Origin of the sequence: Stappia sp. (assembly GCF_040110915.1) — a bacterium.
GTDB lineage: Bacteria > Pseudomonadota > Alphaproteobacteria > Rhizobiales > Stappiaceae > Stappia.
Genome location: NZ_CP157793.1, coordinates 1,486,659 through 1,511,058, shown reverse-complemented (window position 1 = coordinate 1,511,058; position 24,400 = coordinate 1,486,659). Strand labels below are relative to the sequence as shown.

General features: G+C 66.5%; 23 protein-coding genes. 5 read left to right on the top strand and 18 right to left on the bottom strand.

The genetic code is table 11. The features are described from left to right. Positions 1-71 precede the first annotated feature (71 nt). The 3 genes from ntrC to dusB are packed head-to-tail and all read right to left on the bottom strand — an operon-like array spanning position 72 to position 3,657. A complete protein-coding gene (ntrC, locus tag ABL312_RS06565; RefSeq protein WP_349360579.1) occupies positions 72-1,511 on the bottom strand; it encodes a nitrogen regulation protein NR(I) in 1,440 nt (479 codons plus the stop codon). 20 nt (positions 1,512-1,531) lie between these two features. Then, positions 1,532-2,641 carry a nitrogen regulation protein NR(II) gene (locus tag ABL312_RS06560; protein WP_349360578.1) on the bottom strand — a complete coding sequence of 370 codons (1,110 nt, stop codon included), beginning with the start codon at positions 2,639-2,641 and terminating at the stop codon, positions 1,532-1,534. Further along, positions 2,638-3,657, bottom strand: coding sequence for a tRNA dihydrouridine synthase DusB (dusB, locus tag ABL312_RS06555; protein WP_374730182.1), 1,020 nt, complete (start codon positions 3,655-3,657; stop codon positions 2,638-2,640). Before dusB ends, ABL312_RS06560 begins: the two co-directional genes overlap by 4 nt. A gap of 197 nt (positions 3,658-3,854) precedes the next feature. Between dusB and ABL312_RS06550 the strand changes: the two genes are divergently transcribed. The 3 genes from ABL312_RS06550 to ABL312_RS06540 all read left to right on the top strand — a co-directional run bounded on the left by ABL312_RS06550 (position 3,855) and on the right by ABL312_RS06540 (position 6,175). Beyond that, positions 3,855-5,132, top strand: coding sequence for a bifunctional 2-C-methyl-D-erythritol 4-phosphate cytidylyltransferase/2-C-methyl-D-erythritol 2,4-cyclodiphosphate synthase (locus ABL312_RS06550; RefSeq protein ID WP_349360577.1), 1,278 nt, complete (start codon positions 3,855-3,857; stop codon positions 5,130-5,132). Beyond that, positions 5,129-5,623 carry a CinA family protein gene (locus ABL312_RS06545; RefSeq protein WP_349360576.1) on the top strand — a complete coding sequence of 165 codons (495 nt, stop codon included), beginning with the start codon at positions 5,129-5,131 and terminating at the stop codon, positions 5,621-5,623. The genes ABL312_RS06550 and ABL312_RS06545 overlap by 4 nt, the downstream gene beginning before the upstream one ends. A gap of 99 nt (positions 5,624-5,722) precedes the next feature. Further along, the gene (locus tag ABL312_RS06540; RefSeq protein WP_349360575.1) at positions 5,723-6,175 is read left to right on the top strand and encodes a hypothetical protein; all 453 of its coding nucleotides are present in this window, start codon (positions 5,723-5,725) and stop codon (positions 6,173-6,175) included. 103 nt (positions 6,176-6,278) lie between these two features. Here the strand turns inward: ABL312_RS06540 and ABL312_RS06535 are convergent, their stop codons facing one another. The 13 genes from ABL312_RS06535 to ABL312_RS06475 all read right to left on the bottom strand — a co-directional run bounded on the left by ABL312_RS06535 (position 6,279) and on the right by ABL312_RS06475 (position 16,679). Further along, positions 6,279-6,734: a type II toxin-antitoxin system RatA family toxin gene (locus tag ABL312_RS06535; RefSeq protein WP_349360574.1), complete on the bottom strand. Its 456-nt coding sequence runs from the start codon at positions 6,732-6,734 to the stop codon at positions 6,279-6,281. 143 nt (positions 6,735-6,877) lie between these two features. Continuing rightward, on the bottom strand, positions 6,878-7,873 hold the full coding sequence (gene lipA / locus ABL312_RS06530; protein ID WP_349360573.1) for a lipoyl synthase: 996 nt from the start codon (positions 7,871-7,873) through the stop codon (positions 6,878-6,880). 88 nt (positions 7,874-7,961) lie between these two features. After that, on the bottom strand, positions 7,962-8,405 hold the full coding sequence (locus ABL312_RS06525; protein ID WP_349360572.1) for a thioesterase family protein: 444 nt from the start codon (positions 8,403-8,405) through the stop codon (positions 7,962-7,964). Positions 8,406-8,432: 27 nt separating this feature from the next. Next, entirely contained in the window at positions 8,433-8,672 is a 240-nt protein-coding gene (locus tag ABL312_RS06520) for a GlsB/YeaQ/YmgE family stress response membrane protein (protein ID WP_349360571.1), read from the bottom strand. A gap of 19 nt (positions 8,673-8,691) precedes the next feature. Beyond that, positions 8,692-9,738 carry a hypothetical protein gene (locus tag ABL312_RS06515; RefSeq protein WP_349360570.1) on the bottom strand — a complete coding sequence of 349 codons (1,047 nt, stop codon included), beginning with the start codon at positions 9,736-9,738 and terminating at the stop codon, positions 8,692-8,694. A 54-nt stretch (positions 9,739-9,792) separates the two neighbouring features. Next, positions 9,793-10,041, bottom strand: a complete 249-nt coding sequence (locus ABL312_RS06510; protein WP_349360569.1) for a GlsB/YeaQ/YmgE family stress response membrane protein — start codon at positions 10,039-10,041, stop codon at positions 9,793-9,795. A 16-nt stretch (positions 10,042-10,057) separates the two neighbouring features. Then, on the bottom strand, positions 10,058-10,363 hold the full coding sequence (locus ABL312_RS06505) for a pentapeptide repeat-containing protein (RefSeq protein WP_349360568.1): 306 nt from the start codon (positions 10,361-10,363) through the stop codon (positions 10,058-10,060). Continuing rightward, a complete protein-coding gene (locus ABL312_RS06500) occupies positions 10,360-10,758 on the bottom strand; it encodes a hypothetical protein (RefSeq protein WP_349360566.1) in 399 nt (132 codons plus the stop codon). Before ABL312_RS06500 ends, ABL312_RS06505 begins: the two co-directional genes overlap by 4 nt. A gap of 30 nt (positions 10,759-10,788) precedes the next feature. Next, entirely contained in the window at positions 10,789-12,231 is a 1,443-nt protein-coding gene (gene lpdA / locus ABL312_RS06495) for a dihydrolipoyl dehydrogenase (protein ID WP_349360565.1), read from the bottom strand. A gap of 99 nt (positions 12,232-12,330) precedes the next feature. Next, entirely contained in the window at positions 12,331-13,728 is a 1,398-nt protein-coding gene (locus ABL312_RS06490; protein ID WP_349360564.1) for a pyruvate dehydrogenase complex dihydrolipoamide acetyltransferase, read from the bottom strand. Positions 13,729-13,743: 15 nt separating this feature from the next. After that, positions 13,744-15,129 carry a pyruvate dehydrogenase complex E1 component subunit beta gene (locus tag ABL312_RS06485; protein WP_349360563.1) on the bottom strand — a complete coding sequence of 462 codons (1,386 nt, stop codon included), beginning with the start codon at positions 15,127-15,129 and terminating at the stop codon, positions 13,744-13,746. A gap of 15 nt (positions 15,130-15,144) precedes the next feature. Next, positions 15,145-16,197, bottom strand: a complete 1,053-nt coding sequence (pdhA, locus tag ABL312_RS06480; protein WP_349360562.1) for a pyruvate dehydrogenase (acetyl-transferring) E1 component subunit alpha — start codon at positions 16,195-16,197, stop codon at positions 15,145-15,147. A gap of 194 nt (positions 16,198-16,391) precedes the next feature. Then, positions 16,392-16,679, bottom strand: a complete 288-nt coding sequence (locus ABL312_RS06475) for a septum formation initiator family protein (RefSeq protein ID WP_349360561.1) — start codon at positions 16,677-16,679, stop codon at positions 16,392-16,394. A gap of 263 nt (positions 16,680-16,942) precedes the next feature. Here ABL312_RS06475 and ABL312_RS06470 point away from each other — a divergent pair, with 263 nt between their 5' ends. After that, a complete protein-coding gene (locus tag ABL312_RS06470; RefSeq protein WP_349360560.1) occupies positions 16,943-18,205 on the top strand; it encodes a SulP family inorganic anion transporter in 1,263 nt (420 codons plus the stop codon). A gap of 18 nt (positions 18,206-18,223) precedes the next feature. Here the strand turns inward: ABL312_RS06470 and mfd are convergent, their stop codons facing one another. After that, complete coding sequence (gene mfd / locus ABL312_RS06465; RefSeq protein ID WP_349360559.1) at positions 18,224-21,736, bottom strand: transcription-repair coupling factor; 3,513 nt, start codon at positions 21,734-21,736, stop codon at positions 18,224-18,226. A gap of 83 nt (positions 21,737-21,819) precedes the next feature. Further along, positions 21,820-22,113: a succinate dehydrogenase assembly factor 2 gene (locus ABL312_RS06460; RefSeq protein WP_349360558.1), complete on the bottom strand. Its 294-nt coding sequence runs from the start codon at positions 22,111-22,113 to the stop codon at positions 21,820-21,822. Positions 22,114-22,299: 186 nt separating this feature from the next. Here ABL312_RS06460 and recG point away from each other — a divergent pair, with 186 nt between their 5' ends. Continuing rightward, a complete protein-coding gene (gene recG, locus ABL312_RS06455; protein WP_349360557.1) occupies positions 22,300-24,399 on the top strand; it encodes an ATP-dependent DNA helicase RecG in 2,100 nt (699 codons plus the stop codon). The last annotated feature ends 1 nt before the right edge of the window (position 24,400 follow it).

Below are 24,400 nucleotides of genomic sequence, written 5' to 3'. Positions count from 1 at the left end.
CAGGTCTTGAGGCTTGTGAATGGGCGGCGCCGGCGCGCCGCGCCGCGTCACCGGTCGCGTCACCGGTCACGTCACCGGTTCTGGCGGATCACCTGCACGTCGAGATCGCGGATCTTCTTGCGCAGCGTGTTGCGATTGACGCCGAGCAGTTCCGCCGCCTTGATCTGGTTGCCGCGCGTCGCCGCGAGTGCAGCCCCGATCAACGGATATTCCACCTCGCGCAGGATGCGATGGTAGAGCCCCGGCGGCGGCAGGGCATCGCCGAAAGCCTGGAAGTAGGTGTTGAGGTAGCGCTCCACCGAGGCCGAGAGATCAATGGGCGCGCTGTCCTCGTCTTCCTCGGCGGTCGGCGCCGGCTGGCTGAGTTCCTGATCGATCAGCGCGGCCGAGATCACGTCCTGCGGATAGAGCGCGGAGAGCCGGCGAACCAGGTTTTCCAGTTCGCGCACATTGCCCGGCCAGCGGTAGCGGCGCAGCCGGTCGATGGCCGCCTGCTCGATCTGCTTGGGCGGCAGCCCCTCCTTTTCCGCCAGCGCGAAGAAATGGCGCACCAGATCGGGAATGTCCTCGATGCGCTCGCGCAGCGGCGGAAGGCGGATCGGCACGACGTTCAGCCGGTAATAGAGGTCCTCGCGGAACAGACCCTGATTGATCAGATGGCGCAGATCCTTGTTGGTGGCGGCGACGATGCGCACGTCCGTGCGGATCGGCACGCGGCCGCCGACGGTGGTGTATTCGCCCTGCTGCAGCACGCGCAGGAGCCGGGTCTGGGCCTCCATCGGCATGTCGCCGATCTCGTCGAGAAAGAGCGTGCCGCCGTCGGCCTGCTCGAAGCGACCGGCGGAGCGCTGTTGCGCGCCTGTGAAGGCGCCCTTTTCGTGGCCGAAAAGCTCCGCCTCGATCAGATCGCGCGGAATGGCCGCCATGTTGATCGCCACGAAGGGACCGTTGCGCCGCTTGCCGTAGTCGTGCAGCGCGCGCGCGACCAGTTCCTTGCCGGTGCCCGATTCGCCGTTGATCATCACCGACAGGTCGGTCTGCATCAGCCGGGCGAGCACCCGGTAGATCTCCTGCATGGCCGGCGAGCGTCCGATCAGCGGGATCTGGTCGCCGCCCTCCTCCCGGCTCTCCACCTGCGTGCGCTTGGGCTCCGACAGCGCGCGGCCGACGATGGTGGTGAGTTCCTTCAGGTCGAAGGGCTTGGGCAGATATTCGTAGGCGCCCTTTTCCGACGCGCGGATCGCGGTCATGAAGGTGTTTTGCGCGCTCATCACGATCACCGGCAGATCGGGGCGCATCTTCTTGATGCGCGGCAGAACGTCGAAGGCGTTCTCGTCCGGCATCATCACGTCGGTGACGACGAGGTCGCCGTCGCCGGAACTGACCCACCGCCACAAGGTGGTGGCGTTCGACGTGAGCCGCACCGTGTAGCCGGCCCGCGACAGGGCCTGGTTCAGCACCGTGCGAATGGCCGCGTCGTCGTCGGCAACGAGGATGGTCCCGGTGGGCATGATTGCGGTGTTCCCTGCTTTCAGGTTCCGGCCTGTGTCGCGTAGGCCGGCATCAGGATGCGAAAGACGGTGCGCCCCGGCTGGCTGTCGCATTCGATCACGCCGCCGTGGTCGCCGATGATCTTGGCGACCAGCGCGAGGCCGAGCCCGGAGCCGTTCGCCTTGGTGGTCACGAAGGGGTCGAAGAGATGCGACAGCAGATCGTCGGGAACGCCTGGACCGTTGTCGCGCACGCAGAACTCCAGCGGCAGGCTGACGCGCTCGCGCGAGCCCGGCACCGACAGGCGGATGCCCGGGCGATAGGCGGTGGTCAGCGTGATCTCGCCGCCGGTGACGCCGGCGACGGCCTCCGTCGCGTTCTTGATCAGGTTGAGAAACACCTGCACCAGCTGGTCGCGGTTGGCATGGACCATCGGCAGCGAGGGGTCGTAGTCGACGGCGATCGGCACCTCGCGGGCGAAGCCCGATTGCGCCAGACGCTGCACATGGTCGAGCACCACGTGGATGTTGACCGGCTCGCGCTCGATGGGACGCTCGTCGGAAAACACCTCCATCCGGTCGACCAGCTTCACCACCCGGTCGGCCTCGTCCATGATCAGCCGGGTCAGCGGGCGATCCTCCTCGGCCGCCGAGGCTTCCAGAAGCTGCGCCGCGCCGCGAATGCCCGACAGCGGGTTCTTGATCTCATGCGCCAGCATGGTGGCAAGGCCCGACACGGTGCGCGCCGCCCCGCGCGACGTGAGCTGGCGGTCGATCTTCTCCGCCATGCCGCGCTCCTGCAGCATCAGCATGACGGCGCCCGGCGCATCCGTGACCGGCGAGGCGATGATGTCGACGATCTTCTCCGACCCGATGCGCGGCGTGCTGATGTCGACCTTGTATTCGTTCACCGGCGCGCCGCGATCGCGCACCTGGGCGATCAGCAGCAGCAGCGGACTGCCGAAGGGCACGAAATGCGACAGCGGATGACGGCTGAGCACCTGGAGGCTCGCGCCGAAGAAGCTCTCGGCGGCGGTGTTGGCCTGCGCGATGCATCCCTGCCGGTCGACCAGCATCACCGGATGCGGCAGGGCGTCGAGAATGGCGGTCGAAACGGACCGGGCCTCGCCGGCGCGGGCTGAAGGCGTCATGCCGCCGCCTCCACCGCGCCCTGCGCGACAAAGCGGTGCAGCGTGGACAGGACGAAGCCGGCGTCCGTCGCCGTCAGAACCGCCTTGCGCAGGTCGGCCGGCATCGCGGGCCGCGTGTCGTCGAGATACCAGGCGATGTGCTTGCGGGCGAGCCGCAGGCCCTTCTGCGCGCCATAGTGTCCGAGCATCAACTCCACGTGCTCGCAGACGAGATCGGCCTTCTCCGCGCCGACCGGCGTCGCCGGGGCCCGGGCTCCGGCAAGCTCCGCCGCGATCTGCCCGACGAGCCAGGGCCGGCCGTAGGCGGCGCGGCCGATCATCACCGCGTCGGCGCCGGAGCGCGCCATCATCTCGCGTGCATCTTCCGTGGAGCGGCAGTCGCCGTTGGCGACCAGCGGCACGGAAATCCGCTCGCGCACCGCGCGGATCGCGTCCCAGTCGGCCGAACCCTTGTAGAACTGGCAGCGGGTGCGCCCGTGCACGGTCACCATGCGCACGCCGGCGGCTTCCGCCCGCGCGGCGAGATCGGGCGCGTTCAGGCTGTCATGATCCCAGCCGAGCCGCATCTTGAGCGTGACGGGCACGTCGACGGCCTCGACCGTCGCCTCGATCAGCGTCAGCGCATGATCGAGATCGCGCATCAGCGCGGAGCCGGAATAGCCCGAGGTCACCTTCTTGGCCGGGCAGCCCATGTTGATGTCGATGATGTCGGCGCCGGCGGCCTGCGCCAGACGCGCGCCCTCGCGCATCCACCGCGCCTCGCGGCCGGCGAGCTGCACCACGTGCAAGGCGCCGTCGACGCCCTCGCTGCGCAGGCGCGTCTCCGGGTGGCCGTCGGCCAATTGCTCGCAGGCGACCATTTCCGACACGACCAGCCCGGCGCCGAAGCGATGCGCCAGCCGCCGGAAGGGAACGTCCGTCACGCCCGACATCGGCGCCAGGAAGGCGCGGCCGGCAATCGGGAGGGCGCCGATGCGCAGGTCAGTCCGGATCGCGGCTCGATCTTCTATGCTCATTTGATGTGCACTTTCAATTTTGCCTATAGAATAGACATCACATCGGCGCCCGCAAGAGAGAAATTCCCGCCATCTCCGTCCGCCCGCCCATCGGGCTTGTGAACGGCGCCGGAAGGCGGCAAACCTGCACCGGGATCTTTCGCCGATCCCCGCGCCCGCGCTCACCCCCCAACGCGTCACACAAGAAGACCGCCGCAATGACCGACACAGACCACGCCGACACGCCGCCCTCGCCCATCGTCGCCGCGCTGGTGGTCGCGGCCGGGCGCGGGACGCGGATCGGCGGGGCGGACGGGCCGAAGCAATATCGCAAGATCGGCGGAAAGCCTATCCTTCGCCACACGCTGGAGGCCCTGGCCGCCGCCCCGGACATCGACGTGCTGCAGGTGGTGATACACCCGGACGACCGGCCGCTCTATGACGCCGCCGTCGCCGGCTTCGACGCCCCGGCGGACCTGCGCCCGCCGGTGACGGGCGGGGCGACGCGTCAGCAGTCGGTGCTTGAAGGTCTGCGCGCGCTTTCCGCAGCCGCGCCGGATTTCGTTCTGATCCACGACGCGGCGCGACCATTCGTCACGCGGACGGTGGTTGCGGCCTGTGTCGAGGCCCTTGCCGCCGGTCATCCGGCCGCGATTGCCGCCACCGCCGTCGCCGATACGCTCAAACAGGTGACGCCGGACGGGATGGGGATCGCCGGCACCGTCGACCGCAGCCGATTGCGCGCGGCCCAGACGCCGCAGGGATTTGCCTTCGCCACGATCCTCGCCGCGCACGAGCGGGCCGCAGAGGCCGGCGAAACGGGCCTGACGGACGATGCGGCCGTCGCCGAATGGGCCGGGCATCCGGTCGTCTTCACCGCCGGCGATCCGGCCAATGTCAAGATCACGTCCCCGGAGGATCTGATGCACGCCGGGCGTCACTGTCAGCTGGAGGCCATGGCCGCCCTGTCCGATATCCGCATGGCGAGCGCCTACGACGTGCACGCCTTCGAGCCGGGCGACCACGTGATGCTCGGTGGCATCGCGATCCCGCACACGCGCGGGCTGAAGGGACACTCCGACGCGGATGTCGTGCTGCATGCCCTCACCGATGCCGTTCTCGCCGCCCTGTGCGACGGCGATATCGGCCATCATTTTCCGCCGAGCGACCCGCAATGGCGCGGCGCCTCCTCCGACCGCTTCCTCGCCTTCGCCGCCGACCGGGTGCGGGCCCGCGCCGGCATGATCGCGCATCTGGATGCCACCATCGTCTGCGAGACGCCGAAGATCGGCCCGCATCGCGAGGCCATGCGCGCCCGCATCGCCGGGATCTGCGGCCTTCCGGTCGGGCGCGTGTCGGTCAAGGCCACGACGTCGGAACGGCTCGGTTTCACCGGGCGCCGCGAGGGCATCGCGGCCCTTGCCTCCGCCACCCTGCGTTTGCCATGGTCCGAGGCAGAGATGGACGACGGCACGCAGGACGAGACCCGCTCATGACCGATACCAGCTCCCTGCTTGCGCAGGCCGAGGCCGTTTTGCGCCGCTACACGGAGGCGGGTCTGACCCTCGCCACGGCGGAAAGCTGCACCGGCGGGTTGATCGCCGCGCTGCTAACGGAGCTGTCCGGCGCCTCCGCCGTCGTCGAGCGGGGCTTCGTCACCTATTCGAACGACGCGAAGACCGAGCTCCTCGGCGTGCCGGCCGACATGATCGCCGCCCATGGCGCGGTGAGCCGCGAGGTCGCGATGGCCATGGCCGAAGGCGCGCTCGCCGCCTCGCGGGCCGATGCGGCGGTGTCCGTTACGGGGATCGCCGGGCCCGGCGGCGGCTCACAGGCGAAGCCGGTCGGGCTGGTGCATTTCGGCTTCGCCCGCAAGGGGCGGCCCGTCCGGCACGTCGAGCGGCGCTTCGGCGCGCTTGGACGCGGCGAGATCCGCCAAGCCGCCGTGGCGCAGGCCCTCGAAGGTCTGTTGCATTTGATCGATTGACGTAATCGGGCGTTGTCCACGGGCGACGAAGTTTGCCCGCAAGCAATTGTTTGGAAAGACGAACGAGCGCACATTCCGGGCGTCGAACAGGAGCCATCCATGCCGCGCGCCCGACTGACCGCGATCCTCTGCCTTTGCCTCGCCTCGCCCGCCTGGGCCGGGGACTTCTATGTGATTTCCCGCCAGACCGACGGCACCTTCGTGTCCAGCCACCGCGTGTTCGAGCGCAACTCCGAGTCACTGCACGCGGTGACCCTTTGCGGGCAGCCCTATTTCGCGCGCACAGCAACCGTCGCCTGGATGGGCTATGAGGCCGAGGAAGGCCGCAGCGTCGGTCTGGAGTATAACGAGGGCAACGGCTGGTTCCGCATCTGTCCGGACCCCCAGAAGCAGGTGACGCTGGCCGATATCGGTGTCGAGGGCGAAAACCACGTCGTGATGCGCGCCAGCCAGGCCGCGCTCAACCGCCAGCAGCGCTTTACACATATCCGCAAGGCGTTTCAGGGACTGAAGAATTCCGGCGAGACCACCCCGAGTTTTCACGCGAAGTAGGGCGAGCCCTCACCCGACGGCTTGGTCTCTTGGCGCGTGCTCACCCGACGCCTCTTTCTTTCGGCGCGTGCCTACCCGACGCCTTTTTCTTTTTGGCGCGTGCTCACCCAACGCCGTAGACCCTGTCTGCGCGTGCCTCGAAGGCGTCTGAGAACTTGCGGAAGGCACGGTCGAACATCGCCGACATCAGCGCGCTGAGCGCGCGGCTCTTGAATTCATAGGCAATGAAGAAGCCGACCTCGCTTGTCCCCTCATCCACGGGCGTGAAGGTCCAGCGGTTTTCCAGATGCCGAAACGGCCCGTCGAGATATTCGACCAGGATCTCGTTGCGCGCCGGATCGAGCGTCACCCGGCTGGTGAAGGTCTCGCGAAACAGCTTGTAGGACACTGTCATGTCGGCGACCAGAAGGCTGCGTCCCCCGTCGAGGTCGCGCCGGCCGCGCACATGCAGCGCCTCGCACAGCGGCACGAATTCCGGGTATTTCTCCACATCCGCGACAAGGGCGAACATGTCCTCGGCCGAATGGCCCACCTTATGCGTGGTCTGAAAGGACGGCATTCTCACTCACGTTTTCGCTCGCACACACCGCCGCACCGTCGGCGTCGGGCATGTCAGTCGGGCGTGTCACAGCTCCGGCTCACCGCTTCGAAGGGGCAAGCCTGCCGCGATTCTCCGATCCCGGCACCGTGCACTGCGGCATCTCAACCGTCGAGCCCGGTCCCGAGCTTCGCTGCCCGCGCCTTGCGCAGATCCGCGAAGTCCTCGCCCGCATGATGCGACGAGCGCGTCAGCGGGCTCGCCGACACCTTCAGGAAGCCCTTGGCATAGGCGATCTTCTCGAACGCCTTGAATTCCTCCGGCGTGACGAAGCGCGCCACCGCATGATGCTTGGAACTGGGCTGCAGATACTGGCCGATGGTCAGGAAGTCCACATCGGCCGAACGCAGGTCGTCCATCAACTGCAGCACCTCGTTGCGCTCTTCTCCGAGCCCCACCATGATCCCCGACTTGGTGAACATGGTCGGGTCGATCTCCTTCACCTGCTGCAGAAGTCGGATCGAATGGAAGTAGCGCGCGCCGGGGCGGACCGTCAGATACTTGGACGGCACGGTCTCCAGATTGTGGTTGAAGACGTCGGGGCGGGCGGCCACCACCGTTTCCAGGGCACCGGGCTTGCGCAGGAAATCGGGCGTCAGCACCTCCACCGTCGTGCCCGGAGAGCGGGCGCGAATGGCGTGGATCACGTCGGCGAAATGCTGCGCGCCGCCGTCGTCGAGGTCGTCGCGGTCGACCGACGTGATGACCACATGCTCGAGCCCCATGGTCGCGACCGCCTCGGCCACGCCGCGCGGCTCCTCGGGGTCGACCGGACCGGGCATGCCGGTGCGCACGTTGCAGAAGGCGCAGGCGCGGGTGCAGGTGTCGCCCAGGATCATGAAGCTCGCGTGCTTCTTCGACCAGCATTCGCCGATGTTGGGGCAGCCCGCTTCCTCGCACACGGTGACGAGGTTGTTGCTGCGCACCACCTGCTGCGTCTCGCGATAGACCGGAGACGTCGGCGCCTTGACGCGGATCCAGGCCGGCTTGCGCTGGATCGGATTGTCGGGCCGATGCGCCTTTTCCGGATGGCGAGGCCGCTGTTCGGCGGCAGTGGCGCCTGCGGTCGGCGTCGAAACGGTGTCGAGGATCGTAACCATGGGCCTGTAAGTGTCGTTGTTGCGGGGAAACGTCAAGTTCTCTGTGGCCGGACGTGCCGGGGCACGGCAGGCGGGCACTTTCCGCGCTTCACGCGGTGTTCGGCATGAGCCGTGTCAGATGCGCGACGGCATGACGCGACAGCGCGCGCGACTTGCGCGTCGCCTCGTCCATCTGCACGATCACGCTGCGCGCCCGTGCCGCCTGCACCCCGTCCTGGAAGACGCCCTGCGCGAGCGTCATCGAACTGCGACCGATCCGCTCCACCCGCGTGCCGATCTCCACCGTGCCCGGACAGGTGATCTCCTTGAGGAAATCGAGCTCCAGCCGCGCGATCACGAAGGCGCATCCGGGATCGGCGATGATCCCCTCCCCGCTGCGGAAGATCTCGACCCGCCCGGTTTCCAGGAAGGTCGAGAAGACCGCGTTGTTGACATGGCCCTGCGCATCCGTGTCGGCGTAGCGCAGCTTGTCCGTACTGACGGCGGGATAGGCCTCGAGACGGTCGTCGGGCAAGGGCGTCTGCGCGTCCATGCGTCAAATCTCCAGCGGAAGGGTCGCTCAGCGGAAGAGCTTGCGCCACAGGAACAGGAAGAGGATCGCCCCCAGCGTGGCGACGACGAGTTGGTCGAGAAAGCCGCCGGTCACATTGAGGCGCAGGATCTCGGCGAGCTTGCCGCCGACCAGGGAACCGAGCAGGCCGACCACCAGCGAGCCGATGAACCCGCCCCGGCTGTTGAGCACGCGATGCGCCACCGCGCCGGCGATCAGGCCGATAACGATCCAGAACAACAAGGTCACTTATCCACACACTCCCCTGTCACGGTGGCAATACAGAAGAAATTGCCCCTTCAATTTCCTTTAGGCATTTATTTGTTCTCGGCACATCTTCGCCAATCGAATCAGGCTCCCAGTTGCGCCTCCGAAATATAAGCCGCTCCGTCTTCGGCGTGTGTGCAGTATAATAAAACCAATTATCCGATCCAAAAACGTAAAAATAATACTCGACCTGATCAAAATGACGCATCCTTTTTATAATAGGAGCACTACTTTTAGCGATGCTTTTCGCATCATCAATAAAACCATCACTAATGAACACGTCGATTCGGATAAATTCCTTCTTGCCTCTCATTCCGAAGTCATCGAATTTAAAATCACTCCAAATTTTGGGGCGGCTCACCTCGCATTTCAAATCGTAAACATTCTCCTGCGCCACCATTTTGTTTTTGGCGCGCCAGCCTGGAATTGGCCCCTCGCTGTCCCAAAGCTCTATGCTTTTATCCTGCCCAATCACCCAAAACCTAGTGTTATCATCCGGATACAATATTTTTGTTCGGTTTTTTTGCTGCTTGAATATAACCTCGTCTGGAGTCCCAGAGCCGTCATGAAACCGATGATATACATACTTACGCCCATTCCATTCATATGCCGCTAATTCGCTTTTAAAAATGCCCTGATTAGGAAAATCCCAATAACCGAAAACAGTTGCCTCATCAGGAAAAAGCTTCTTGTCCCGGCCAAACGCTAACCATTCATTTTTCGTGAATCCCGTGATTTTCAAAACAAACTCACTCTGGCCCTCAGACTGCCGGTCCATTCTAGCAAGCGCCCACGCACTATTACTACGACACCCGTCAATCAAGTATCGGATAACTTTCACATTACTATAGTCTCTTTTATTTAATATATAATCAGTAACTTCTTCCAATTGCTCTAAAGAAATGCGGTCCGACAAGCAAACGGAAAGCCATCCATTTTTATCAAAATTTATATCTATAATATTTTCATTCTTGTAACCTGCTTGCACAAAATATATATTGGCAAGAAAGATAATAAAAGCCAAAAATTTCAATCTTAATACATTCATTTTAAACCTCAGAATACTCGCTATTTTATGATTTTCCAATTCGTCGGATCAGGCTCATGCCAGCGCCCGCGCGAGCAGCACGACGACGATCGCCCCCACGGCCGCGACGATCACCTGATTCACGAAGGCGTTGCCGACGTTGACGTTGACGCCCACCAGGCTGAACAGGAAGCCGCCGACGAAGGCGCCGATCAGGCCCGTCAGCAGGTACCGGATCAAACCGCCGCCGCCGATCACGAAGCTCGCCAGCCAGCCGGCGAGAATGCCGATCACGCACCAGATGAGAATATTCTTCACGTCCATAGTCTGTCCCCCGATCTCACAACGTCTTCGAAGCTACGCGATCCAGATAGTCGGGAAGGCGCGTTTCACGATCAATCATGGCCGCGTCGATCTGCTCGACTGTCAAGTTTCGTGCGCCGCGCAAGTCTGCGCCGATGAGTATCGTCCCATCGAGGTTCGCGCCTTCGAAATCGACATCTCTCAAGTCGGCATGAGACATATCCGCACGTGCGAGGTTGGCGCCACGCAGGATTGCACCACGAAGATTCGTCCGGCGAATGAAGGCGCCGCTCAGGTTCACCTTCGGCATCGGCGGCCTTGCGTGTGCGACGGTTTCCTTCATCTCCTGCGCTCCGATAGGTCCCTGAGAATGGCCGCGATCTCCTGAACGTCGACGGGCGGCGGCTCATCCCCGTAATCGTTTTGCCTGTCTCTAATATACGCTGTCAGGAGCTGAATGACAGGCTCGGCCAGATCGTCGAAGTCGAAGCAAAGCTGCCGAAGGGTGAATATCGCACCCAACCGGATTTCCAGCCGATCGTCACCGAGCTGTCCCACAGCCCGATTGAAGAGCTCGGAAACATGCCCGCGACGCGCCAGTTCGGACTGACGCAACTGCGCGTCCGCCTGCCGGTTCGCCGCGGTCACACGCAGCCACGCAAGATAGAGCCCGAAGGTGCCACCGACGACGAGAAACCAGTTTCGAATCTCCTCCGTTCGACTCAGCAACCACTCCAAGCGACGCCCCCCTCCACGACGGATCGTATCCTAGGCGTTCAGCGCCCGGCCATAGGCGTCGAGCACGCTTTCCTTCATCATTTCAGACAGGGTCGGGTGCGGGAAGACCGTGTGCATCAGGTCCTCTTCCGTCGTCTCCAGGTTCATGGCGACCACATAGCCCTGGATGAGTTCGGTGACCTCCGCGCCGATCATATGCGCGCCGAGCAGCTGGCCGGTCCTGGCGTCGAACACCGTCTTGATCAGACCGTTGTCCTCGCCGAGCGCGATGGCCTTGCCGTTGGCGACGAAGGAATAGCGCCCGACCTTCACCTCGTGGCCGGCCTCCTTCGCCTGCGCCTCGGTCATGCCGACGGAAGCGACCTGCGGATGGCAGTAGGTGCAGCCCGGGATCTTGTCCTTTTCCATCGGATGGACGTCGAGCCCGGCGATCTTCTCGATGCAGATCACGCCCTCATGCTCCGCCTTGTGGGCAAGCATCGGCGGGCCGGCGACATCGCCGATGGCATAGAGCCCCGGCACATTGGTGCGCCCGTAGCCGTCGATCACCACGCAGCCGCGCTCCGTCTTCACGCCGAGCGCCTCGAGCCCGAGGTTCTCGATGTTGCCGACGACGCCGACGGCCGAAATCAGCTTCTCCGCCGTGATCTCCTGCGTCTTGCCGTCCTTGGTCTCCACGGTGGCCGTGACGCTGCCCTTGGCCTTCTTGACGCCGGACACCTTGGCCTCGGTGAAGAATGTCATGCCCTGCTTCTCGAAGGCCTTTTTGGCCATGCCCGAGATCTCGGGATCCTCGACCGGCATGATGTTGGGCATCATCTCGACGACCGTCACCTCCGCGCCCATGGTGCGGTAGAAGGAGGCGAACTCGATGCCGATCGCGCCGGAGCCCATGACGATCACCGACTTCGGCATCGTGGGCGGCACCATGGCCTCGAAATAGGTCCAGATCGTCTCCTTGTCCGGCTCGATGCCGGGGATGACGCGCGGGCGCGCGCCGGTCGCGACGATGATGTGCTTGGCGGTGTACGTGCCCTCGCCCTTGGTGCCCTTCGGCGCGGGGTGCTGCGGCTCCACCGCCGGTTTCGACGGTTTGGAGACGACGACCTCGCCGGGCTTGGTCAGCTTCGCCTCGCCCCAGATCACATCGATCTTGTTCTTCTTCATGAGAAAGCCGACGCCGCCGTTGAGCCGGCCAGAGACGCCGCGCGAGCGCTTCACCACCGCCGCCGGGTCGAAGGACACATTGTCCGCCGACAGGCCGTAGTCCTTGGCGTGCTGCATGTAGTGGTAGATCTCGGCGGAGCGCAGCAGGGCCTTGGTCGGGATGCAGCCCCAGTTGAGGCAGATGCCGCCGAGGTGCTCGCGCTCGACGATGGCCGTCTTGAAGCCGAGTTGCGCCGCGCGGATCGCGGTGACATAACCGCCCGGGCCCGAGCCGATGATGAGGACGTCGTAGGACGTTCCGCTCATGAAGTAGTCCTCCAGATCGGGCGGCCGTCTTCGCGAATGCGGCACACGCCCTGCGTACGTGGATGGTCCGGCGCGCCCATCGGCGCGCCGGGCGCGATATCACACGAGCATGCCCATCGGGTTCTCGATCAGCTGCTTGAACGCCTGCAGCAGTTCCGCGCCGAGCGCCCCGTCCACCGCGCGGTGGTCGGTCGACAGCGTCACCGACATGACGGTGGCAATCGCCAGCGCGTCGTCCTTGACGACAGCCCGCTTCTCGCCCGCGCCGACGGCGAGGATCGTGGCATGCGGCGGGTTGATCACCGCTGCGAAGTCCTTGATCCCGAACATGCCGAGATTGGAGACCGACGTGGTGCCGCCCTGGTATTCCTGCGGCTGCAGCTTGCGGTCGCGGGCGCGGGTCGCCAGATCCTTCATCTCGGTGGAGATGGTGGAGAGCGTCTTTTCCTCCGCCCGGCGGATGATCGGCGTGATCAGCCCGCCGTCGATGGCGACCGCGACACCGACATCGGCGTGCTTGTGCAGCAGCATGCCGCCGTCGGTCCAGCTGGCGTTGGCCATGGGCACGGCCTTGAGCGCCAGCGCATGGGCCTTGATCACCATGTCGTTGACCGAGAGCTTGTAGGCTGGCTTGCCGTCCTTGTCCTTCGGCGCGGCGGCGTTCAGCTGGGCGCGCAGCGCCAGCAGCGCGTCGAGCTCGCAATCCACCGTCAGGTAGAAATGCGGCACCGTCTGCTTCGACTCGGTGAGCCGTTTGGCGATCGTCTTGCGCATGCCGTCATGCGGCTGAAGCTCGTAGGAGCCTTCCTCGAAGAGCTTGAGGATCTGCGCATCGGACTGTCCCGCAACCGGGGTCGCCGCGGGCGCGGCGGCCGGCTTCGGCGCTTCGGCGGCGGCCGGAGCCGGCTTGCCGGTGCCTTCGCTCAGCGCCTTGTCGATGTCGCGCTTGACGATACGCCCGTGCGGGCCGCTGCCCGAAAGGGCTGTCAGGTCGAGCCCGTTCTGCGACGCCATGCGCCGGGCAAGCGGCGAGGCGAAGATGCGCCTGCCAGACTGGGTAACCGGGGCCGGGGCTGGTGCCGCGGCGCCTTCGGCCGTTGCCGGTGCGGGGGCGGCCGTTGCCGGTGCGGGGGCGGCCGCCGCCGGCGCTTCGGACGCGACCGGAGCCGTGCCCGCCGCCGGGGCATCGGCCTTCGGGCCGCCGCCGTCGTTCCCGGCTCCACTCTCCGCGCCTTCCAGCGTGGAAGAATCCTCGCCCTCTTCCAGCAGGAGCGCGATCACCTCGTTGACCTTGACCCCCTCGGTGCCCTCGGAGACCAGGATCTTGGCCAATGTGCCCTCGTCGACCGCCTCGACCTCCATCGTGGCCTTGTCGGTCTCGATCTCGGCGATCACGTCGCCGGGCGAAACGGTATCGCCTTCCTTGGCGACCCATTTGGCCAGATTGCCCTCTTCCATGGTCGGCGAGAGGGCCGGCATCAGAATCTTGATCGGCATCGTTCGTTCCCCGCCTCAGGCCGTGTAGGTGACGGCCTTGACCGCCTCGATGACTTCCGGAACGCTCGGCAGCGCGAGCTTTTCCAGGTTCGCCGCATAGGGCATCGGCACGTCCTTGCCGGTCACGCGCAAGATCGGCGCGTCGAGCCAGTCGAAGGCCTTTTCCTGCACCTGGAAGGCGATTTCCGAGGAGACCGAACACATCGGGAAGGCTTCCTCGACCGTCACCAGCCGGCCGGTCTTCTGGACGGAGGCGATCACCGTGTCGATGTCGAGCGGGCGGATCGAGCGCAGGTTCACGACTTCCGCCGAAATCCCCTGCTCCGCGAGCTCCGCCGCCGCCTTCATCGTGTAGGTCATGCCGATGCCCCAGGACACCAGCGTGACGTCGGTACCGGCGCGCTCGATCTTGGCCTTGCCGATCGGCAGCACGAAATCCTCGACATCCGGCAGGTCGAAGCTCTGGCCATAGAGGATCTCGTTTTCCAGGAACACCACCGGGTTGGGGTCGCGGATCGCGGCCTTCAGCAGGCCCTTGGCGTCGGCCGCCGAATAGGGCTGCACCACCTTCAGACCCGGAACATGGGCGTACCACGCGGCATAGTCCTGGCTGTGCTGGGCGCCGACGCGGGCCGCCGCGCCGTTGGCGCCACGGAAGACGATGGGCGCGCCCATCTGACCGCCGGACATGTAGAGCGTCTTGGCGGCGGAGTTGATGATCTGGTCGATGGCCTGCATGGCGAAGTTGAAGGTCATGAACTCGACGATCGGACGCAGGCCCGCCATGGCGGCACCGACCGCCAGACCGGTAAAGCCGTGTTCGGTGATCGGCGTATCGATCACCCGCTTGGGGCCGAATTCGTCCAGCAGGCCCTGCGAGATCTTGTAGGCGCCCTGGTATTCCGCGACTTCCTCGCCCATCAGGAAGACGTCGCCGTCGCGGCGCATTTCCTCGGCCATGGCGTCGCGCAGCGCCTCGCGCACGGTCGACTGAACCATCGCCGTGCCCTCCGGCACGTCCGGCTCGTTCGAAACCTCGATCTTCGCCGGCTGCGCGGCGGGCGCGGCGGGGGTCGCGGCCGGCGCGCTTTCGCTCGCCTCGGCCTTGTTCTCGGCCGGCTTCGGCGCCGGCGCGGCATCGAGCGCGGAGGCGTCTTCATCCTCGCCCAGCAGCATGGCGATCGGCGTGTTGACCTTGACGTTTTCCGTGCCCGCCTCGATCAGGATCTTGCCAAGCGTGCCCTCGTCCACCGCCTCGACTTCCATCGTGGCCTTGTCGGTCTCGATCTCGGCGATGACGTCGCCGGCGGACACGCTGTCGCCTTCCTGCTTCACCCACTTGGCGAGCGTCCCCTCTTCCATGGTCGGCGAGAGGGCCGGCATCAGGATTTCAATCGGCATCGTGTGGTCCCACCCTCAAAGAAGAATATCGGTGTAGAGCTCGGAGGTATCCGGCTCCGGATCGGTCTGCGCGAACTCCGCCGCCTCGGCGACGATCTCGCGCACCTCCTTGTCGATGGCCTTGAGGTCGGCCTCGCTCGCCCATTCCTTTTCCAGAAGGCGGGCGCGCACCTGCTCGATCGGGTCGTGCTCGGTGCGCATCTTCTGCACTTCTTCCTTGGACCGGTACTTGGCCGGATCCGACATGGAGTGGCCACGGTAGCGGTAGGTGATCATCTCGAGAATGTAGGGCCCCTTGCCCGAGCGGCAGTGCTCGAGCGCCTTCTCGCTCGCCGCCATCACGGCACGCACGTCCATGCCGTCGACCTGCTCGCCGGGGATGCCGAAGGAGAGCCCGCGCTGCGACAGGTCGGTGGTCGCCGAGGCGCGCTCGACGCTGGTGCCCATGCCGTAGCGGTTGTTCTCGATCACATAGACCACGGGGAGCTTCCACAGGCTCGCCATGTTGAAGCTCTCGTAGACCTGGCCCTGGTTGGCCGCGCCGTCGCCGAAATAGGTCATCGAGACCGCGCCGTTCTCGCGGTAGCTGTTGGCGAAGGCGAGGCCCGTGCCGAGCGACACCTGCGCGCCGACGATGCCGTGCCCGCCATAGAACTGCTTGTCCTTGGAGAACATGTGCATGGAGCCGCCCTTCCCCTTGGAATAGCCGCCCCGGCGCCCGGTCAGCTCCGCCATGACGCCCTTGGGATCCATGTCCATGGCGAGCATGTGGCCGTGATCGCGGTAGCCGGTGATCATCTGATCCCCGTCCTTCGACGCCATGCGCATGCCGACGACGACCGCTTCCTGACCGATGTAGAGGTGACAGAAACCGCCGATCAGGCCCATGCCGTAGAGCTGGCCGGCCTTTTCCTCGAACCGGCGGATCAGCAGCATGTGCCGGTAGGCGGCAAGCTCCTGCTCCTTGGTGAAATCCACAATCGCGCGGCTCGACTTCGCCGCCCCTCCCCTGGACCGGCCCGTGCTCTTGGCACGCGTGCCCGTGGTCTTTTTCGCCGTTGCAGCCATGACCCTCGTCTCGCTCGAACGCTCCACAAGGGAGCGACGTTTCCCCTAGGATAATCAAGGGGAAGCTACACGATGGCCAACGTCAATGAAAGAACGCGATGCGTCAGTCGAATTCCGGATAAGGCACGGAGTATGAATGCCTTTTCGAAATTAATCTGAATCGAGTTAAATTCATGAGATTAACTCGATATCGATTAATTTTCGCGTCCCCGGCCCGGGCGCAGGATGGCCAGCTCGTTGGGGTGCACGACGTTGAGGTTGGCGCGCGCCCGCTCGTCGATCATGTCCGGGTCCAGGCTTTCGGGCCGCAGCAGCACGACGCGGCGCATCAGCTCCTCGCGCTCGCGCTTCAGCGCGGCATATTCGACCTCGAGCTTGGCATAGCGATGGTCGAGCCGCGCCTTGCCGACGAGACCCAGCTCGCCGTTGAGCGCATGGAACGCGAAATAGGCAACCAGAAGCCCGGCCACCAGCGGGGGCATCAGGCGCTGCCAGGGGGATTTTTTGCGATAACGTGTGGTCTTGACAGACACGGGCGGACGAGACCTGACTGAGTACGAACGGGTCAACCGACGTCATCATCGCGCAACAGCCTTAATGGCTGGTTTCCGGATGGCAGGTTTTCCTCCCCTCCTCCCGGCGCCGGCCTTCCGGGTCCGCGCAGGCCCCGCCGCCCTCCCGCCGCCCGCGATCCCGTCGCGAAACCGCTTCGATCCGCGAAGAACACAGACCCGCGAAGAGCACGATGAAACCGAAGATCCTGACGACCCTGCCCGCGTCGACGCGGGCGGATTTCATGGCCGACATTGTCGCCGGCGTGTCCGTGGCGCTCGTCGCCCTGCCGCTCAGTCTGGCGATCGCCATCGCCTCGGGCGCGACGCCGGCGGCCGGGCTCGTGACGGCCATCGTCGCGGGGTTCCTCATTTCCGCGCTCGGCGGCAGCCGGGTGCAGATCGGCGGGCCGACCGGTGCCTTCATCGTCGTGGTTCAGGGCGTGATCGTCGAGCACGGCTATGACGGGCTGGTGCTCGCGACCCTTCTCGCCGGCCTGATCCTGCTGATCGCCGGCGCCTTGCGCGCCGGGCGGCTCGTCGCCCATGTGCCCGAACCGGTGGTGAGCGGCTTCACCATCGGCATCGCCGTGATCATCGCCGTCAGCCAGTTGCCCGACCTGTTCGGTCTTTCGGGCGCGGATCTGCCGGCCGATGTGCCCGGAAAGCTCGCCGGCCTGATCGGCGCGCTCGGCTCGGTGGAGGTCGCCTCGCTCGGGATCGGCATCGCGACCATGATCGCCATCGTCGTGCTGCGCCGGCTCTTTCCCCGCTTTCCGGGGCTGATCGTGGCGGTTGCGGGCACCTCGGCGGTGGTCGCGCTGGCGGGCCTGCCCGTCGATACGATTGCCTCCCGCTTCGGCGCGTTGCCGGACAGTCTGCCGCTGCCGCGGCTTCCCGAATTCAGCCGGGAGATGGTGATCGACGTGCTGCCCTCGGCCTTCGTCATCGCCTTTCTCGCCGGCATCGAATCGCTGCTCTCGGCGATGGTCGCGGACAAGATGATCGGCGGCCGTCACAGGCCGAACGCGGAGGTGCTGGCGCAGGGCGCGGCCAATGTCGGCTCGGCGCTCTTCGGCGGGCTGCCGGCCACCGGCGCCATCGCGCGCACCGCCACCAACGTGCGCGCCGGCGGACGCACGCCGGTCGCCGGCATCGTCCACGCCGCGACAATCCTCGTTCTGCTGATGGTCGCCGCACCGCTCGTCGGACAGATGGCGATGCCGGCGCTCGCCGGGCTCTTGCTGCTCACCGCCTGGAACATGAGCGAGCCGCAGCGCTGGCGGGCGCATCTCAAGGCCCGCCCCGAGGACAGGGCGCTGATCCTCCTGACGCTTCTCCTGACCGTCTTCGCCGATCTGACGGTGGCGATTGCCGTCGGCGTTGCGGCCGGGCTTGCGATCCGCCTGTGGCGGCGCAAGGTGCCGCCTGCGGACTGGACCACGCCGGATCGCTGAGCGGCCGCCTCGCAGTCCTCAGGCGGCGGCCGTCGTGGCTTCGGCCAGGCGCACCAGCTTCATCAGCACGGCGGCCGTGCCCTTCAACCGCTCTTCCGCGCTCTGCCAGTCGCGGATGAACACCACCTTCTGGTCGGGGCGGATCTTGGCGAGCACGCCCTGTTCGGAGATGTAGCCGACCAGCCCGCCCGGATTGACGAATTCGCCGTTGCGGAAGGCGATGACGATGCCCTTCGGCCCGGCGTCGATCTTTTCCACATTGGCGCGGCGGCACAGCCCCTTGATGAAGACGATCTTGAGAAGGTGTTCCACCTCGTCGGGCAGCGACCCGAAGCGGTCGATGAGTTCCGCGCCGAAGGCGTCGATCTCCTCCGGCGTCGAGAGATCCGCCAGCCGGCGGTAGAGCGACAGGCGCAGCGGCAGGTCGGGCACGTAGCTTTCGGGAATGAGCACCGGCGTGCCCACCTGGATCTGCGGCGACCAGGCTTCCTCCAGCCCCTCCTCGCCGCCGTCCTTGAGCTGGGCGACCGCCTCTTCCAGCATCTGCTGATAGAGCTCGAAGCCGACCTCCTTGATGTGGCCGGACTGTTCCTCGCCGAGCAGGTTGCCCGCGCCACGAATGTCGAGATCGTGGCTGGCGAGCTGGAAGCCCGCGCCCAGACTGTCGAGCGACTGCAAGACCTTCAGCCGACGCTCGGCGGTCGCTGTCAGCGTCTTGTTGGCCGGCACGGTGAACAGCGCATAGGCGCGCGTCTTGGAGCGCCCGACGCGCCCGCGCAGCTGATAGAGCTGCGACAGGCCGAACATGTCGGCGCGATGGACGATCAGCGTGTTGGCGGTGGGCACGTCGAGGCCCGATTCCACGATGGTCGTGGACAGAAGCACGTCGTATTTGCCCTCGTAGAAGGCGTTCATCACGTCGTCCAGCTCGCCGGCGGGCATCTGCCCGTGGGCAACCGCAACCTTCACCTCCGGCACCGCCTCGTCGAGGAAGGCCTTGGTGTCGGCGAGGTCCGAGACGCGCGGGCAGACATAGAAGCTCTGGCCGCCGCGATAGCGCTCGCGCAGCAGCGCCTCGCGCACCACGACGGGATCGAAGGGCGAGATGAAGGTCCTCACCGCCAGCCGGTCGACCGGCGGGGTCGCGATCAGCGACAGCTCCCGCACGCCGGTGAGCGCCAGTTGCAGCGTGCGCGGGATCGGCGTCGCCGACAGGGTCAGCACATGGACTTCGGACTTGAGCTCCTTCAGCCGCTCCTTGTGCTTGACGCCGAAATGCTGCTCCTCGTCGATGATCAGCAGCCCGAGGTCGCGGAACTGGACGTTCTTGCCGAGCAGCGCATGGGTGCCGACGACGATGTCGACGGAGCCGTCGGCAAGCCCCTTCTTGGTGGCCGCCAGTTCCCTGGCCGAGACCAGACGCGAGGCCTGGGCGACGTTGATCGGCAGACCCTGGAAGCGTTCGGCGAAGGTCTTGTAATGCTGGCGCGCGAGCAGGGTCGTCGGCACCACCAGCGCGACCTGGCGCCCCGTCATCGCCGCGACGAAGGCGGCGCGCAGCGCCACTTCCGTCTTGCCGAACCCGACGTCGCCGCAGATCAGCCGGTCCATGGGACGCCCCGACGTCAGATCGTCGAACACCGCATCGATGGCGGCCAGCTGATCCTCGGTCTCGTCATAGGGGAAGCGGGCGGAAAACTCGTCATAGGCCCCTTCCGGCGGGGTGATCGCAGGCGCGGTGCGCAGGGCGCGGGCGGCCGCCGTCTTGATCAGCCCGTCGGCGATCTCGAGGATGCGCTTCTTCATGCGCGCCTTGCGCGCCTGCCAGGCCCCGCCGCCGAGCTTGTCGAGCTGCGCCTCGGTCTCCTCCGAGCCGTAGCGCGTCAAGAGTTCGATGTTCTCAACCGGCAGGAAGAGCTTGTCGCCGCCGGCATACTCCAGCTCGAGGCAATCGTGCGGCGCGCCCACCGCCTCGATGGTGCGCAGGCCGATGAAACGGCCGATACCATGCTCGACGTGAACGACGAGATCGTTCTGCGCGAGGCTCGCGGCCTCGGTGAGGACATTGGCGCCCTTGGCCTTGCGGCGGCGCTGACGCACGAGCCGGTCGCCGAGGATGTCCTGCTCGCAGACGAGGGTCAGCCCGTCGATCTCGAAGCCCTGCTCCACGCCGACCACGGCAAGCGCCGTCATGTCGGAAGGCAGCGCGCGGGCATCCGCGTCATGGGCGACCGGGACGGTGCGGTCCAGCCCGTGATCGGCGAGCACATGCGACAGGCGCTCGCGCGAGCCCTCGCTCCAGCAGGCGACCACGACGCGGTGTCCGTCCTTGCGCCGGGCCCGCACGTGCTGGGCGAGCGCGTCGAAGACGTTGACATCGCCGGCCGCCCGCTCGGCGGCGAAGCTGCGGCCCTGCCGCCCGTCGAGCGCCACCACGCGCTGCCCGCCGCCCGGGGGCACGTCGAAGGGGCTGAGGCGCAGCGAGGTGCCGTCGGCGAGCGCTGCCGTCCATGCGCTTTCGGGCAGATAGAGCGCCTCGGGCGGCAGCGGCTTGTAGGGCACGGAGCCGCCGGCGGCCTTGCTCTCCAGCGCGTCGCGACGCGCCGCGTAATGTTCCGCGATCTGGTCGTGGCGCTCGCGCAGCACGTCGTCGACCTGCGCCGCGAGCACCACCGGCACGCCGGCGGCATAGTCGAAGAGCGTTTCCAGCCGCTCGTGAAACAGCGGCAGCCAGTGTTCCATGCCGGCATAGCGCCGGCCCTCGCTGATCGACTGGTAGAGCACGTCGTCGCGGTCGGCCGCGCCGAAGCGGGCGACATAGCCCTTGCGGAAACGCGAGATCGCGGCCTCGTCGAGCACCGCCTCGCTCATCGCGACCAGATCGAGCCGCTTGATCTGGCGGGTGGTGCGCTGCGTCTCGGTGTCGAAGGCGCGCAGGGACTCCAGCGTGTCGCCGAAGAAATCGAGCCGCACCGGAGCATCCATGCCGGGTGCGTAGATGTCGACGATGCCGCCGCGCACGGCGTATTCGCCGGTGTCGCGCACGGTGGAAGCGCGGGCGAAGCCGTTGACCTCCAGCCAGGCGACCAGGGCCTTGAGATCGACGCGATTGCCGGGCTTGACGTTCCAGGTCTGCGCCGCCGCCCAGTCGCGCGCCGGCAGGCGTTGCAGCGCGGCGTTCGCGGTCGTCATCAGCACGGTGGGGGCGGACAGCGGTTCGTCGCCGGCGAGCCGGGCGAGCGTCGTCAGCCGCCGGGCGACAAGGCCTGCGTTCGGCGACACGCGGTCATAGGGAAGACAGTCCCAGGCGGGCAGGTCGAGCGTGTCGACCTGCGGCGCGAAGTAGCCGAGCGCGTCCTGCACGCTGCGGGCGTGCTGGGCGTCGCGGGCGACGAAGACGAGCGCCAGGCCGGGGGCCGCGTCGGCCAGCAGCCGCGACAGCACAAGCGCTTCCGCGCCATCGGGCACACCGGTGACGACCGCGTTGCCGGCTTGCCCAAGCAGCGTTTCGAGCCCCGTGTCTTTGCGCAATTTATCGTCCTCGCGCGGCCCCCGGGCCGCCTCGTCTCGTGTTGATTGTCGCAGGACCCGCCCTGCGCGACCCGCGGGCGGGATCAGCCGCGCTGCTTGAAGTCGACGATGGCCCGGTAGACGGGCGTGTCGAAATTCGCCGGCACCGGCACCCGTCCGATCATCCAGCTGAAGAGATCCTGATCGGGCACGTCCATGAGCCGCTCCAGCGTCTCCAGCTCCGCCTCGCTCAGGCTGTCGAGATGGGCCGCGGCGAAATTGCCGAGGAGAATGTCCATCTCCTTCATGCCCCGATGCTGGCATCGGTAGAGGATGCGCTTGCGGCGGGGATCGTCGGCGACACCGGGCGCGGCGGCGATTCCGGACGGATTTGCCATGAGCTCGTTCCTCGCTGATCGGCCCCGCGCGGTGGCGACGCCCTGGATTGCATTGCCCGCGCGGTCTTGACAGACCCGGGCGTGTTCGCGGGTTATAGCGGCCTTGCCGCGAAACACAATCCGCGCGCCCGTCCCGTCCGTCGCACCGGTTTGGCAAGACCGGTCGCCCTGCCCGGCCCGTGCCTCATGCGTCCTTCGTTTCTCGATCCCCTGTTCGCCCCCGTCTCGACCCTGCCGGGGATCGGACCGCGCACGGCACGCCACCTCGTCACGCTGCTGGGCGTCGATCCGAGCCGGGAACCGCATGTGATCGACCTGCTGTTCCACCTGCCGAGCGGGGTGATCGACCGCCGCTTGCGCCCCGGCATCGCGCGGGCCCCGGAAGGCGCCATCGTGACGCTGGAGGTGCGCATCGACCGGCATCAGGCACCGCCGCGCGCCTCCCGCGCCCCCTATCGCGTCTTCGCCCATGACGACACGGGCGAAATCGCCCTGGTGTTTTTCCATGCGCATCAGTCGTGGCTGGACAAGACGCTGCCCGTCGGCGCCGACATGATCGTGTCCGGCCGGGTGGAATGGTTCAACGGCCGCCCGCAGATGGTGCATCCGGACCACATGGTGGCGGCCGAGGAGGCCGACACGCTGCCGATGATGGAGCCGGTCTATCCGTTGACGCAAGGGCTCTCCGGCAAGACCCTGCAAAAGGCGCTCGCGGTGGCGCTGGACCACATTCCCGAAATGCCGGAATGGCGCGATGCCGAACAGGCGCGCCGGCTCGACTGGCCCGGCTTTCGCGAGGCGCTGCTCGCCCTGCACCGGCCCGACCCGGACGACCCCGGCGCCGAGCACGCGGCGCGCGCGCGGCTTGCCTATGACGAGTTTCTCGCCAACCAGCTGGCGCTGGCGCTGGTGCGCCGGTCCATGCGCCAGACGCGCGGCATCGCGCGCCGTTTCTCCGGCAGACTCAAGGCGAAGATCCTGGCCGCCCTGCCCTTCGCGCTGACAAAAGGGCAGGCGGACGCGGTCGCCGCGATCGAGGCCGATCTTGCCGCGCCCGAACGCATGCTGCGCCTGTTGCAGGGCGATGTGGGCGCCGGCAAGACGGTGGTCGCGCTGCTCGCCGCCGCGGCGGTGGTGGAATCCGGCGCCCAGGCGGTGATGATGGCGCCGACCGAGATCCTCGCGCGCCAGCACCATGCCTCGCTGGCGCCGCTGTGCGAGGCCGCCGGCATTCGCCTCGCGATCCTGACCGGACGCGACGGCGCGCGGCACAAGCGCGAGACCCGCGCCGCGCTCGAGGCCGGCGAGATCGACATCGTCGTCGGCACGCATGCGCTCTTTCAGGGCGATATCGCGCTGCACGACCTCGGCCTTGCCATCGTCGACGAGCAGCACCGCTTCGGCGTGCACCAGCGTCTGTCGCTGTCGGCCAAGGGCAAGGGCGTCGACATGCTGGTGATGACGGCGACCCCCATCCCGCGCACGCTGGTGCTGACCTTCTTCGGCGACATGGATGTCTCGCGGCTGACCGAAAAGCCCGCCGGGCGGCAGCCGATCAAGACGGTGACCGTCCCGAACGAGCGCATGGAGGAGGTGATCGCCCGGCTGCGCGCCGCGCTCGACGCGGGCAAGAAGGCCTATTGGGTCTGCCCGCTGGTGGAGGAATCCGAGAAATCGGATCTCGCGGCCGCGCAAGCCCGCTTCGAGATGCTGGCCGGGCTGCTGGGGCCGCGCGTCGCGCTCGTCCACGGCCGGCAATCGAGCGAGGAGAAGACGGCTGCGATGAGCGCCTTCAAGGACGGGCCCGTCAGCCTGCTGGTGGCCACGACCGTGATCGAGGTCGGCGTCGACGTGCCCGACGCCACCATCATCGTTATCGAACACGCCGAGCGTTTCGGCCTGTCGCAGCTTCACCAGTTGCGCGGGCGCGTGGGACGGGGCTCGGAAGCCTCCACCTGCCTGCTGCTCTACAAGCCGCCGATCGGCGAAACGGCCCGCGCGCGGCTTGCCATCATGCGCGAGACCAACGACGGCTTTCGCATCGCGGAAGAGGATCTGCGCCTGCGCGGCGAGGGCGAGATCCTCGGCACCCGCCAGTCGGGCACGCCGGGGTTTCGCATCGCCGATACCGGCACGCAGGGCGATCTGCTGGAAACCGCGCGCAACGACGCGCGACTGATCCTGGAAACCGATGCCGAGCTGAAGGGCCCGCGCGGACCCGCGCTGCGCGCCCTGCTCTATCTGTTCTCCCGCGACGAGGCGATCCGGCTGCTGCGGGCCGGATAGG